The 14102-nt window shown below is 38.9% G+C and carries 12 protein-coding genes; 4 read left to right on the forward strand and 8 right to left on the reverse strand.

The genetic code is table 11. From position 1 onward, the window contains the following. Positions 1–19: 19 nt before the first annotated feature. The 8 genes from abc-f to TDE_RS00265 form a co-directional block, all read right to left on the reverse strand. Positions 20–1492 carry a ribosomal protection-like ABC-F family protein gene (gene abc-f, locus TDE_RS00230; protein WP_002680900.1) on the reverse strand — a complete coding sequence of 491 codons (1473 nt, stop codon included), beginning with the start codon at positions 1490–1492 and terminating at the stop codon, positions 20–22. 136 nt (positions 1493–1628) lie between these two features. Continuing rightward, a complete protein-coding gene (locus TDE_RS00235) occupies positions 1629–3473 on the reverse strand; it encodes an ABC transporter ATP-binding protein (RefSeq protein WP_002680902.1) in 1845 nt (614 codons plus the stop codon). 94 nt (positions 3474–3567) lie between these two features. Beyond that, positions 3568–4209, reverse strand: coding sequence for a cyclodeaminase/cyclohydrolase family protein (locus tag TDE_RS00240; protein WP_002666838.1), 642 nt, complete (start codon positions 4207–4209; stop codon positions 3568–3570). Between the two features lie 70 nt (positions 4210–4279). Next, entirely contained in the window at positions 4280–5521 is a 1242-nt protein-coding gene (gene hutI / locus TDE_RS00245) for an imidazolonepropionase (RefSeq protein ID WP_002673322.1), read from the reverse strand. A gap of 25 nt (positions 5522–5546) precedes the next feature. Further along, positions 5547–6182 (reverse strand): hypothetical protein, encoded by a 636-nt coding sequence (locus tag TDE_RS00250; protein WP_002680905.1) that lies wholly within the window; start codon positions 6180–6182, stop codon positions 5547–5549. 376 nt (positions 6183–6558) lie between these two features. Further along, entirely contained in the window at positions 6559–7449 is an 891-nt protein-coding gene (locus TDE_RS00255; RefSeq protein ID WP_002676321.1) for an Rpn family recombination-promoting nuclease/putative transposase, read from the reverse strand. A gap of 193 nt (positions 7450–7642) precedes the next feature. Further along, positions 7643–8431 carry a TrmH family RNA methyltransferase gene (locus tag TDE_RS00260; protein ID WP_002673320.1) on the reverse strand — a complete coding sequence of 263 codons (789 nt, stop codon included), beginning with the start codon at positions 8429–8431 and terminating at the stop codon, positions 7643–7645. A gap of 1 nt (position 8432) precedes the next feature. Then, positions 8433–9584: an iron-containing alcohol dehydrogenase gene (locus tag TDE_RS00265; RefSeq protein ID WP_002676322.1), complete on the reverse strand. Its 1152-nt coding sequence runs from the start codon at positions 9582–9584 to the stop codon at positions 8433–8435. Positions 9585–9714: 130 nt separating this feature from the next. Here TDE_RS00265 and fliQ point away from each other — a divergent pair, with 130 nt between their 5' ends. Genes fliQ through flhA form a run of 4 tightly spaced genes read left to right on the forward strand, consistent with a single transcriptional unit; the run spans position 9715 to position 14071 of the window. Continuing rightward, a complete protein-coding gene (gene fliQ, locus TDE_RS00270; protein ID WP_002666830.1) occupies positions 9715–9984 on the forward strand; it encodes a flagellar biosynthesis protein FliQ in 270 nt (89 codons plus the stop codon). Between the two features lie 18 nt (positions 9985–10002). After that, positions 10003–10797, forward strand: a complete 795-nt coding sequence (fliR, locus tag TDE_RS00275; protein ID WP_002673318.1) for a flagellar biosynthetic protein FliR — start codon at positions 10003–10005, stop codon at positions 10795–10797. Continuing rightward, positions 10794–11966, forward strand: coding sequence for a flagellar biosynthesis protein FlhB (gene flhB / locus TDE_RS00280; protein WP_002680909.1), 1173 nt, complete (start codon positions 10794–10796; stop codon positions 11964–11966). Before fliR ends, flhB begins: the two co-directional genes overlap by 4 nt. Positions 11967–11974: 8 nt before the next feature. Continuing rightward, positions 11975–14071 (forward strand): flagellar biosynthesis protein FlhA, encoded by a 2097-nt coding sequence (gene flhA, locus TDE_RS00285; protein ID WP_002684593.1) that lies wholly within the window; start codon positions 11975–11977, stop codon positions 14069–14071. Positions 14072–14102 lie beyond the last annotated feature (31 nt).

Raw genomic sequence — 14102 nt, forward strand, 5'->3', positions numbered from 1 at the left:
GTTCTTATCGGCTTTAAAGCTAAGGATTGGGAAGCAGCTCTACAAAATCGGTAGAAACTTTTTCGTTGAATTTTTTATCGTGTTCTACCAAGATAACCGTAGGGCCGTACTTTAAAATCATCCTTTCTATTTGAAGACGCGAAATAATATCGATATAGTTTAAAGGCTCGTCCCAGATATAGAAATGGGCCGACTCGCAGATTGAGCGTGTAAGCAGCACCTTCTTCTTTTGACCGCTTGAATAGGTTTCCATATTCTTGTCAAAATTGTCCTGCGGAAAATTCAGCTTTCTTAAAGTTGTCAAAAAAACGGTTTTATCTATATTGCTTTCTTCGATAAAATCAAAAAGCTGTCCCTTTAGAAAATCGAAATTTTGAGGGATATAAGAAATTTTTAAGTCTTGTGCTTTTTTTAAGGTTCCTGAGAATTCTATTTTTTCTCCCATCAGCAATTTTAAAATACTCGACTTACCCGCACCGTTTTTTCCGTTAAGGCTTAAAACGCCTCCGGCTTCAATGGAAAAATCAACCGGTGAAAATATATTCTTTTTGCCATAAGAAACCGAAAGTGCGGAAGCTTCTATAAGATGCTTTGCGTGATGAGTGAGCGGCCTCATCGGAATGTCTTCAATTGTTTCGATATTTTTTAAAAGTTTTTCCTTTTCGGCGACAGCCTTGTCTGCATTGCGCTCAATGCTCTTTGCCCTCTTCATCATTTTTGAAGCCTTATGTGATACATAGCCCCTATCATAGATCCATTGCCCATGTTTACTTTTTTCTTTTAAGTCAGACCAGCCTGCTTTTTGACGGGCAGCAGCCTTAAGGCGCTTTATTTCTTTGCGGAGCTGAATGTTTTTTTCAATCTCAAAATTGTCCTGTTTGATTTTATTTTCTTCCCATGTGTCATAGTTTCCGTTTTGAACATAGATATTATTTTTTTCGATTGTTAAAACATGGTCAACCGTCCGATTTAAAAAATCCCTGTCATGTGAAACAAGAATAAAGCCTTTTTTATTTTTTAAGTAATCGGCGACGGCAGCTCGGCCGTAAACATCTAAGTGGTTTGTAGGCTCATCAATCAGTATAAAAGAGTTTTCATGCAAAAACATAGCAGCAAGTAGAACCTTAATCTGTTCGCCTGAACTTAAAGTCTTGAAGGGCCTATCAGCAATTTCGGAAGAAGCTTTCAATAGGGAAAGCTCGCAATCGAGCTGCCAGCCTTCGATATGAGGCAGACGGGAAAGAACGATCTCGCGGGTAGTATTCTTTTCTTCAAGGACATAGGGGAAATATTCGAAACTCACAGGAGAAATAATTTTACCTGAGTATTCGAGTTTGTTTTGGAGTAAATTTAAAAAAGTTGTCTTCCCGTAGCCGTTTCTTCCTATAAGTCCCAGCTTCCAATCCGTGTCCAACTGTAAATTAAGATTTTCAAAAACAGGTTCCGCCGAACCGTAATATGCAAAAGTTACATTTTTAACATCTATCAACATAAACATTCCTTAAAATTAATATTAGTTTTGAGACAATATGATTTTAAATTCTAAGAAAGTTTAGTTATTCATTTTAGATGCTAAAAACTCCTTTTGATAAAAGATTTGTTATTGATTGTATTGACTATACCATAAACTAATTTCTTATGTCAAGTTCTTCTTCAACAAAGTTTTTTCTTTGGCTGTTATAAAGTTCCGCAAATAAACCGTTTTGGGCTAAGAGGCTTTCAAAGTTTCCTTTTTCAATTACACGGCCCGAATCGATTACGATTATATCGCTGCAGGATTTTATGCTTCCCATTCTATGAGTTACGATAAGAGAGATTTTTCCTTTACCCTGCATAAGAATGCTTTCGATAAATTCGTTTTCGGCTATTGGATCTATTGCAGAGGTAGGTTCGTCAAAAAATATTATATCGCTTTTTTTGATAAAGGAACGAAGAGCTGCAAGCCTCTGCCTTTGTCCGCCTGAAAATTCTTTGCCGTTGTATTGCATTCCCAAAACGAGGAAATAATTATTTTCAAGTTTCTTTTCAAAGTCTTTCCCTAAATATTTAACCTTTTCTATCTTTTCTTTTTCTTCTTCCTCAGAGTGTTCAGGTTTTACAAAAATGTTTTCATCTACAGTGTAGCCTGAATAAACGGCAAAATCTTGGAATACTGCCGATAGCCTTTCCCGATATGAATCCATATCCAAATCAGAAAGATTATATTTGCCGTTTATTATGACACTCCCTTCTTGGGGCGTGTAAAAGCCCGTTAAAAGTTTTATCAGAGTAGTTTTACCGCTGCCGTTCTTTCCTACAACCGCATAAGTTTTTTTACCGTCTATAAAAAGAGATAAATCTTTTATTGCATAATCGCTTATATCGTTTCCGTCATTGTCGAATTCCTTTCCTCTATAAGCAAAGCGGACATTCTTTAATTCGATGGATTCTATTTTTTCGTTTAAGATTATCCGCTCGGATTGTTCAACATCTTCAATACCCCGATGTTTCCCGGTCCAATCCATAATATCAAAATAGTTTTGAAAGTACCCCATTATCGTAAAATACCATCTTCCGTACATAGCCAAATCCTGTATTTCGTATTGGGTATACATAAAGGCTTGTACATAACCTGCTACGGCCCCGACGGCAATTCTTTTTTTTACGACAATAAAAATCATTAAGAAAAATAAGGTTATCATAATCAGGGCGGAAACAAAACTTGTAATTAATTGAAAGGCCAATCCCTTATGAGCAATTTTGATAAAACTTTTTAAGTATTCATCTCTTATGCTCAAATAAGTATTTTTAAAGTTTTTGGCAAAGCCGAATAAAAAATTATCCTTTGCTTTTTCACCTTCAAGTCCGTGCTTGATGTATGTAGCCATCTTCAGCCTCTTATCTTGAAGTTTTTCGGTTTCGGCCCACTGAACTCTTCCCGCCTTTTGCGAAATTAAAAATACAGGCAGGGTTGAAAAAATCATCAAAATCGGCAAAAGATAATCGATCGAAAACAAAACTGCAAACATGCTTATTAAATTTACAATGCGCTGAAAATTTAAAATGATATTAAAAACATAGTTTTGAGGTCTTACCTGTAATTGTTCTCTTACCATATCGACCTTTACTAGGTTTTCTCTTTTTTCAAAAAAAGAAAGATCGGTAAGGCCTGCCAGTTTTTCGGATAGACCAGTCATAATGGATGCAGAAAATTTTTCATTTATGAGGGCATTTAAGGTACCTTGAAGTTTTACGGCTAATTCGGAAGCTAGGGAGATAACAGCCCAAGCTGCCAAAAGCTTAAAAATCTTTCCAAAGGCGATTTCCGCTGAGCTTTGCAAAAGATCAGCAATTAAGTCTATAAGCTTCATCGAAATAAAAATTCTCAAAGACGGGAAAACACCCAAGGCAAGGGTAAGCATAATTACGGCACTTACCCTGAAAGGTGAGGCCTTAAAAAACAAAATAAAAGTTCGTATAAATTTAGACTTCATTCTATATCATTATTTTGCTTCAAAAAGGCAGGCTTCTTTTTTGAAGCTTGCCTTTTTTATTTAGGTTAAAGCTAAATTTCGTGAAACTTTAAACCTATTCAATCTTAGAATAGATTGTTTTTAAAATTTCGGTCTTTAGCTTTTCACCTTCTTCGAGCATCTTATTGCACTCAGCCCTTGTTTTTTCGCAGAGGGATGCATCATCGATTCCGCCTAGATTTATCTTAACGTTTAATATAGCACCTTCCAAACCGGAGCGGGCATTAAGGGCTGCAACACCGGCATCGGAAGCGGCATTTTTGTTTCCGTGAAGGGCAACAATGGGTAAAAAGCGCAGCACATCCAAACAGGTCTTAGCTGTTTCAAGCGGAACCTGCATTGCCACGACAGTAGCATCGGACATAGCCTTGCTGCGCTTTGCCTTTTGCTCATCGGTGTCCTTGGGCAGCTTTAAGGCTTCCATAAAGGCGTTAAAGGCCTGTGTGTCTTCATCAATGATTTCGACCAATCGTTTTTGAGCCTTTTCTAATTTAGGGAGCTGAGCCTTAAATTCTTCTTGAGTTTTTTCGTCAAGAGAAGCAAAGGCTTTTTTTCCTGTTGTCAAGCGGATAACCATCTGACCGAGGGCCGAGGCTAGAGAACCTGCCAAGGCAGAAACGGAACCGCCTCCGGGGGCCGGAGAATCGCTGGCTGTTTCGTCAACAAAAGCACTTACCGTCATCTTTACTAATTCCATAAAATATCTCCTATTTATTCAAATTATTTTTGTTCAAATTAATTAACTTCAAGTATTACAACTAAAAAAATCAGTTCTTATAAACAAGCCGGCCCTTTTCGGCAACAAGCTTTCCCTTTTTCCAAACCTGATCGACGGAATTTACACCGAAATGATAAACAAGGAAATCTATATTCGGGGCATCAAAGATAACAAGGTCAGCCTGCTTTCCTTCTTCGATGCTGCCTATAGTTTTTTCACGATCTATTGCATAAGCTGCATTTATTGTAACGCCGCGTAAAATCTGTGCAGGTAAAAGTTTCATCTTATAACAGGCAGCCCACATGGCCATTTGCAGGTTTTCTGTCGGGCTGCTTCCGGGGTTGTAATCGGTTGCAAGGGCGACCCTTACGCCTTCTTCAATCATCTTTTTTGCAGGTGCATAAATAGGCGACATCAAAAAGAAAGAAGTCGCAGGGAGAAGAACGGCAACCGTTCCCGATTTTGCAAGAGCCGTAATGCCCTCGTCGGATATAGCCATCAAGTGCTCGGCTGAGTGAGCATTCATCTTTGCTGCAAGCTCCGCTCCCTTTAAAGGAATAATCTCATCGGCATGAAGTTTCAGCTTAAAACCTAAGTCGGCAGCGGCCTTCATTATTCTTTCGGTTTCTTCTACGGAAAAAATCTTGTCTTCACAAAAGGCATCGGAGAATTCCGCCAAGCCGCGTTTTTTAACCTCGGGCATAACCTCTTCTATCATAAACTTGATATAGCCTTCCTTGTTGTCCTTAAATTCGGGCGGGGTTGCATGAGCACCCATATAGGTTGAAACAATGTCGATTGGGTGGTTTTTATTCAGATAAGAATTTATTTCGAGACACTTAATTTCGGTTTCCATGTCGAGGCCGTAACCGCTTTTCGATTCGGCGGTGGTTGTACCGTGAATAAGCATTCGGTCAAGGCTAGTCAAAGCTTTTTGCGTCAACTCTTCTTTTGAAGCTGCTCTGGTAGCTCTTACAGTGCTGAAGATACCGCCGCCGCTTGCATGGATTTCAAGATAAGTTTTTCCTGCAAGTTTCATTGCAAGCTCATGTTCGCGTGAACCGCCGTGCACCAAGTGTGTGTGTGCATCGACAAGCCCTGCCGTAATAGTCTTTCCCCGTGCATCTATTATTTTTTCGGCTTGGCTTTTTAAACTTTCGGGAGCATCTCCCTTGCCCACCTTTTGAATGAGGCCGTTTTCTACAACGATGTAGCCGGCAAAAGCCTTATCAAAGTCTACCCCTTTTTTTTCGGTAGAAGAAAAAATACTGTCGCTTATAAATAAAGTCATCTTGAATCCTCCATAAAAAATAAGATTAGTTTATAAAATATCTTAAAATATCTTTTTGGTTTAAGTTCACGGCATTGTTTATAAATTTAAAAATATCGTCTTCCTTAAATTTATTTAAGGTATTAAAAAAGGTGAGAGGATTTTTTAATTCATTTATATTATTTAAACCTGCAGCTTCAAGAGAATAATCGGCAAGGCCGCCGTAATTTTCGAATTTCCAATCTTCCGTCATACTAAAAAGAGCTCTACCATTTTTATCGAAAAAAACGGAATAATTTTTTTTATCGTTAGGATTATACTTGTTTTTTACATTGCCGTTCCATTTTAGCGGGAAACAATCCGCATCAAAACCGGCTTCCTTTACCTTCTCACGAATTGCTTTTTCAATACCGTCGGAAACGACTATAATTTGAAATTGATCTTTTAAACCGGCGTTTTCAGAAGTCTTTTTATAATAAGAAGCAGCTTTTTTATAGGCTGCCGATTTTAAGGCATCGCTGTCATCCGCAAAAATCAGCCATGTTACGGTATAACCCCTTAAATCTTCATCTTTTATCTGTTTAATTATTTCGGTTTCTTTGGCTAAAGAATCCAAAAGTTCACATCCTGTAAGAATAAATACAAGAATAGTCATAAAAAAAACGGTTTTAATTTTTTTCATTTTTACCTCCGCAATCAGCGGAGATAGGATAGCATTAAAGAAGATGTTTTTCAATAGGGCTTTTGAAAATAGGCGGGCAATTACTGCGTCGTTACACAAAAGCGAATGCTCAACGTACAGGAAGTACGCCTACGCTTTATTTTCGACTATCTCTTTGCACCTGCTCCGACTATTTGCAAAAGAACTGTCAGTACTGCGTTACTCCACAAAAAACAGTATTCGACGTACAGGAAGTACGCCTACGCTTTATTTTCGGCTATCTCCTTGCATCTACTCTGCCTATTTGCAAAAGTACTGTCAGTGCTGCGTTACTCCACAAAAAACAGTCCTCAACGTATACTCGATACGCATGCGTCCGCCACGGATGGCGGTGGGTTCAAATGCTTTGCACTTCTTCTTTGCTGAGGCCGGTAACTTCTGCTATATTCTCAATCGATAACCCTAAGCGGAATAAATTTCTTGCTGTTTCAAGTTTAGTTTGGTAGGCTCCTTGTTTAATGCCTTCTTTTCTGCCATTTATTTCTCCCTGCAAGATTCCCTCTTGATAACCCATATGTTTCCAAGAGGCTTTGTCATGTTCATATTTCATTCGGTTTTCATAGAGCCACTTCTCTTTTGGACTCATTTCCATTATGTTTATTGTTGTATTGGCTTTTGCCATCATTTCAGAGTTTTCTGCTAACATATTCCTCACCTCCCCATCATCAGTTTCAATAAATTTCAACCAACTGTAAAGTTTCTTTTTCTTTTCATCCTGCTCAATGTTTTCTTGTTGTTCTTTAATTTTGGCTAAGTTTAAAAAGTGGATCTCAAGCTCATCGGAAAGCCTGTCGTTTATGTGCTTTTCTACCACATTATACTCACTGTGAATAAGATTATTTAAATCAAAGCCTTCACCCACTATATTTATTGTAATACATCTGGGCAGTTTTGTATATACTTCGCCCGTTTTCAAGTTTTCCGTATACATTTTAGCCCAGTAAAAGATAGTACGCTGAACAAACTCGCTATTCCATCTGTTTTGAATTTCGATGTCGATAATTGTATTGTTTTTTAGGCGTAATTTCACATCTAAAACTCCTGTTTTGTCGCTTATTAAATCCTTATGGAGCTCCTTATCCAGAAGTTCCAAGTCTGCGATGTCTTCAGACGGAATGTCTAATATACATTCCAGTAAATCCTGAAGAACATCTTTGTTTTCTTCCACTCCGAAGACTCGTTTAAATGCATAGTCGTTGCGGAGGGTAACCTTAAATAGTCGCTTCATATAAAACTCCAATAAAATTATTTAAAAGAGAAAAATCCTCCCCTTTCATAATTATTGTATGAAGAGTTTGCAATAAATAGTAAAATTTTAAAAAATTAAATTTTATTTATTATTTATCCACAAAGATACAAAGCGTTGAATTTATGCTCCATTTCCGAATTTTCCTTAGCGTTCTTTACGGTTTCCTTTTAATTTAATCGGCTGTAAGAGCCTCACACCATTTTTGCATACAGATACCGAAGGCAACGCTTACGTTTATCGAGGCCTTTATTCCGTACATAGGAATTGTGATAACCCGTCCTTGGGCTTTTTTTACGGCTTCGGGGCTGACCCCCAGTTCTTCCGAGCCGATAACGACAATTCCTTTCTTGGGGAATTCAAACTTTGAAATATCGGTGCCGCCCGTTTCAAGTACAATCAGCGGAAGATCGGGAAGGCTCTCAAGATCGGCCCTCTCCCACGGGAGATACTCGGTACATCCCATCGCCGTTCTTTTAGCCTTGGGACTGTCAGGGGAAACACAATCATGAGACAAAAAAACTTTTTCAACTCCAAAAGATTCTGCTGTTCTAAAAATCGAACCTATGTTAAAAGGCGTCCGGATATCTTCGGCATAGACATAAACCCCTTCAAAAAAAGTCCGTCTGAAATTTGCAATTTCATCGGCAGAGGAGTTAGGCAAAATCAAATCCCACTCGGCAGGTGTCGTATCAAGTTTTTTATAAAGCTCGTATCTGACAAAATTGATAATTTTTCTTTTATCTTCTTCTTGAGGGTCTTCAATCCAATTTTGAACTTTTAAGGCAGAGACAGAATCCAAATCGTCTAAAATAATTTTTAAAAGAGAACGCAGATAAAAGGCATCCAAGAATTCGTCTGCCTTATTTTGAACAAGTGCAGTTTCAGCCGATTCCAATATCCGCAATATTTTACGGCATCTTTGTTTTTGGGGTAAATTGTAAAGCTTAAAAATTTCAGGCATATTAGAAAGCCTGTTTTATAATTTCAAAAATATCGTGATTTGCAAGCGGCCTTGGGCTATAGTTCATAAAACTTAAGCGGGCGGCATCTTCTGCAACAGGAACAAGAGATTCGATAGTTAAATCTATATCTTTTAAGCGTATAGGTAAATTAGCTTCAGCAAGCCTTCTTCTAATTTCCTCAACGCCGCGTTTTGCAACTTCGGCAGCATCTCCGCCTTCAAGCATGGTTTCACCCAACATTCTCGCTACGGCAACGGTCTTTGAAAGGCTTGAAGAAATCGCATCATTAATGACATGAGGAAGTAAAATCGTCGCAATAAGGGATTTTGAAATTCTATATCTTCCTCCCGCAGCAAGCGCTATGGCTGTTCCAAGTCCGGGTGCGGAAGCCGCAATTCCGATAGCGGAAAGACAAGCAGCTTGAGCCACAAGTTCTTCTCTGGGCATTCCGACAAGTTTTTCATGCTGAGGATCAAGGGAAATTAAAAATATCTCGACAGCCTTTCCCAAGATAGTTTCCGAAAAAAAGCTTCCCCTCGTCGAAACATAGGCTTCAAAGGTAGAACATAAACCTGCAAAAATCATTGAAGTCATTGCATTGGGCGCAAGACCTGCATATGTATTTGAATCAAAAATTACAAGGTCGCATAAATCTTCTTTTATCTTTAATAAATTTACTGTTCTATTTCTGGAATCTACAATAAAACTGGAATTCCCAAATAAAAACGGATCACAGCATGTCGTAGGAACTTGAATAAGAGGTAAGGACTCTGCCGTAATAGGTTCTCCTTCAATATATCTGTATACGGGTTTATCCTCATTATAAAGAGCGGCAATAGCCCTCCCTATGGCACATGCAGTCATATCTCCGCAGGCAATTACGCCTCTTATATGGGCTCCTCTGGCTAATGAAAGAGCTCTTTCTATAACCTCAGAATCGGCGGTCTGCTCAAAACCGTTAAACACAAAAAGGGAGATATTTTTTTCTTCAAGAGATTTTCGAACCTTATCGACTAAACCCATATCTTCAAAAAAAGGGTCAACCACAAACATAAAATTATTCCCGAATTTTACGACTTCTTCACCGATGCGGGCAAGAGAATAGTTACCTAAAATAACCTTTGATGAAAGTTTAAATACAAAATCTGCCATCTTTTCAAATTCCTCTACAGAATAAATTTTCGGCATATTTTTTTTAAACTTGAATTTTAATTGCAGCCTTGCAAAATATAGTATTTTTGTTTATAATGACAGAAAACCCTAGGTCATTATGGAGGGGACTATGACTACAGGTACTATAGTTACTTTAATGCGTGAAGGTATAGGTATCATACTGATGCTTTCCGCCCCCATCTTAGTTGCAGCTCTTTTAGTAGGCTTAATTGTTGCAATCTTTCAGGCGACTACCTCTATACAGGAACAGACGCTGACCTTTGTTCCTAAAATTTTAACTATTTTAGGAATGATTGCTCTTTTGGCAACTTGGATGATTACGGTGTTAAGGGAATATTTTGTTTCTTTAATGAATTTAATTCCGCAATTGGTAAGATAAGGGGCATTCTATAAATAAATGCAGCCCTTCGATTTTATCCTAGATAAAGAACCCATTTTTTTACTCGCAGCTGTCCGCATTTTTGCCATACTGATGACATCCCCTCTAATGTCAATGCGCAATGTTTCACGAATTGCAAAGGTTGCTCTTGCAGGCTTAACTGCATTTATGGTAACCCCCTATGCCTATCCCAACTTCGGAAATCTAAACGCCTTCAGTCTTGAGTATCTTCTTTTACTTCTTGGAGAAGGACTTATCGGTGTTTTAACCGGTTTTTTTATAAGCATTTTATTTTCTACATTCAGCACGGCAGGACAGTTTTTTTCGTTCCAGATGGGCTTCGGGGCGTCGGGTGTTTTTGATGCCCTAGCTCAAGTTGAAAACCCCCTCGTAGGTCAATATTTTAACTTTATTGCAGTCCTTATCTTTTTACGCATAAACGGTTTCCAACGTCTTTTTTTAGGCGGAATAATGAAGAGCATTGAGCATGTAAACTGCTTTTTGTTTTTAGAAAGGCAGGAGGAGCTTTCAACTTATCTTTTAGGAGCAGTTGGAAATCTTTTTTTAAACGCAATGATAATTGCCCTGCCTGTTATGGGAACACTAATCTTAATTCACATAACAATGGGACTTTTAACAAAGGCAGCCCCTCAGATGAATTTGTTATCGGAAGGCTTCCCCATTACTATTTTAACTGCCTTTTTTATTTTAGCCCTTGCTCTGCCTTTTTTTATAAACACCTTTGAAATTATTTTGGAAAAAGGCTTTTCGGATTTCTGGCGGCTTTTAGACAGTTTAGGGGGTACTAAATGATATCGGGAAAATCGCCCCTCCTTTACCGAAAATATTTTTCTCAAGAAGATCTCCTCCTCAATAAAACGATAGGCTTGCAATGGTTCGCTGCCGAAGATGAAGGCAGAACGGAAGACCCGACCGAATATAAGATACGCAAGGCCAGGGAAGAAGGAAGGGTTGCAAAAAGTCAGGACTTAAATGCTGCAATGGTTGTGCTGCTTCCCGTAATCAGCCTTATAATAATGGGGCCCTACATATTTAAATCTTTAATGCAGGTCATCGCCTTCTTTTTTGAACGCTGCACAACAGAAGATGTTGTAAACGGAACTTGGTTCAGGATTTTTGTTTTATACTTTTTTAAAACGGTTTTCCCGATAACGGGGGTAGCCCTAATTTCGGGAGTGTTGGGAAATATTATTCAAAACAGAGGCTTTTTATTTTCGACAAAACCTATTCAGCCCGATTTTAAAAGAGTTACTCCCAATTTTGCAAGGTTCTTTAAAAGAGCTCTATTTTCTGCCGAAGGGCTTTTTAATTTAGCCAAATCGCTTTTTAAGGTTGTCATTATAGGTTTTATAGGATATCTTGTTATAAAAAACAATATTACAAAGATGATAGCCCTGCTTCAATCCGATTTTCCCAATTCGATAATTTTTATAGCAAAAACGGCGGCGCAAATATTGGTCTACGCCGCAGTCGCACTAGTTCTTTTAAGTATTCCCGACTACTTTTTTCAAAAACGTCAGTTTTCGGAATCTTTAAAAATGTCAAAAACGGAAGTAACCGATGAATACAAAGAATTGGAAGGCGACCCGATGGTAAAGGCCCAAATAAACAGGCAGATGCAGGCAATCTTGCAAAAAACCGGTATAAAAAACGTTCCGGACGCCGATGTTGTTATTACAAACCCTACCCATTATGCTGTTGCTCTTCAATGGAAACAAGGCATCATGCCTGCTCCTATGGTTATATCGAAGGGAGTTGATGCAACAGCCCAAAACATAAAAAGAATTGCCCGGGAAAACAATATTCCTACGATTGAAAATGTTCCCCTAGCCCGAGCCCTTTACGCTAACGTAGATTTAGGACAGATAATTCCAAGCGAGTACTATCAATCGCTTTCGATTATTTTCTTAAAAATTTACTCGATGAAAGAAAAAGAAATGTTAAGGAAAAGATGGAGGTAAAACGATAAATGGCCGAAAACAGATTTTTTAAAGAAGTACCGAATGCCTTGGTAGCTATTGGAGCTATCATGGTAATATTTGTGATTATTATTCCTCTGCCTACAGCTCTTTTAGACTTTTTTATGGCACTGAATCTTATATTCAGTTTGATAATATTACTCATAGTTTTATTTGTAGATAAGCCTACGGAGTTTACGGTTTTTCCTTCATTGCTTTTAGTCTCCACCATATTCGGCCTTGCCCTAAACGTTTCGTCTACAAGGCTTATTCTAACATATGGAGAAAAATTTAACGGAAAGATGATCGCAGCCTTCAGTCAATTTGTTATCGGCTCTACAGGAAATCAAGGTTTGGTAATAGGCTTTGTAGTTTTTATTATCTTGATTGCCGTTCAAGCCTTTGTAATCACAAAGGGAGCAACAAGAATTGCCGAGGTTGCAGCCCGTTTTGCCTTAGACTTTAATAATACCAGAAGTATGTCTATTGAAGCAGAATACAATGCAGGCGTTATCACTGAAGCCGAAGCCCGAAAGAAAAAGGAAGAATTACAAAGGTCTACGGATTTTTACGGAGCTATGGACGGGGCGAGTAAATTCGTTTCGGGAAACGTAAAAATAGGAATCTTTATAACGGTTTTAAATATTGTAGCCGGCTTAATCGTCGGTATAGTATTTAGACAAGAAGAATTCACTAAAGCGATGCAGATGTACACAAGGTTTACAATAGGGGACGGACTTTTAGCCCAGCTTCCTTCTCTTTTTATATCGGTTGCAACAGGTCTTGTAGTAACCCGCTCAGCTTCAACAGGCTCTTTCGGAAAAGACATCACAGACCAATTTGCACGCAATTCGACTGTTTATTACATAGCAGCTATCACCTTGACTGTGATGGCCGTTTTGCCCGGCTTCCCGTCAATAATCTTAATTATAATTGCTTTAAGCCTTGCCTTTTTAGGCTGGAGGCTGCAGACAACAAAGGTAACAAGGGCTCAAAAAGAACAGGCGGCTAAAGAAGCCCAAGCCGCATCGGAAAAAGCGGCAAAAACCGAAACCGACGATACCAAGGCTGTAAGCCCATACGACGATCTATCCTTGCAATTCGGATACGGCCTTATTCCTTTGGTCGATGAAAAAAGAGGCTCAGACCTCGTTCCGCGAGTTAAACGCATAAGAAAAGAAATAGCTCTCGAAACCGGTCTTGTAATGCCGGTTATCAGAATGATGGATGCCATGAACCTTCCTCCCGATGAATATTGTATTACAATACAGGGAGCCGAGGTAGCAAGATCAAAGATAAGAATGGGTGCATACCTCGCAGTAAACCCTGGAAATGTTCAAGATGAAATCCCCGGCGAACCTACCTTAGATCCGGCCTTCGGTCTTCCGGCTATTTGGATTTCCGAATCAAACCAAGCAGCCGCCGAAAGGGCAGGATATACAGTTATAGATCCGCCTTCCATAATAGCAACCCATTTAACGCAGGTTATAAAAACACATGCGGATGACATCCTTTCAAGACAGATGGTAAGCAACATCTTGGATTCCGCAAAAAAATTAAACCCAATCGTCGTCGAAGAAATTCAGTCAAACGATAAGCTGACATTGGGAGACTTGCAAACGGTCTTTAAGTGTCTCCTTAGGGAAAATGTTTCCATACGCAATACCACGGCCATTCTTGAAACCATATCAGACTATAGGCGCATAACAGGGGACATGTATCTAATAGCCGAAAAAGTCAGACAAAGGTTAGGCAGACAAATTGTTCAGCAATATCTGGGAGAAGACAAGGCCTTGAGGGCTTTTATGGTAGATTCAGCCTTTTTCCAAACCGTTTTGGCAAGCCGCATAGATACCCTGACCGGCCCTCAACCTGCAATAGACACTGAATCGAAAAAAGCATGGCTTAGAGCCGTTCAAAATGCATACAACAACTTTAATGCACAATTTGTAGGCATCGCAGTTATTCTCGTTCCCGAAGAAGGCAGACTTTTGATAAAACGGCTTCTTGAATACGAAATGCCCATGGTTCCGGTCTTATCCGTCCCCGAAATTCCAAAGGATATTTCGGTCATCGGTATGGGAAACATCACCCCGGAAATTCAATAAGTGAAAATATTGACTTTTTTCTTTAATAATG

This window comes from Treponema denticola ATCC 35405 (assembly GCF_000008185.1).
Classification (GTDB): Bacteria; Spirochaetota; Spirochaetia; order Treponematales; family Treponemataceae; genus Treponema_B; species Treponema_B denticola.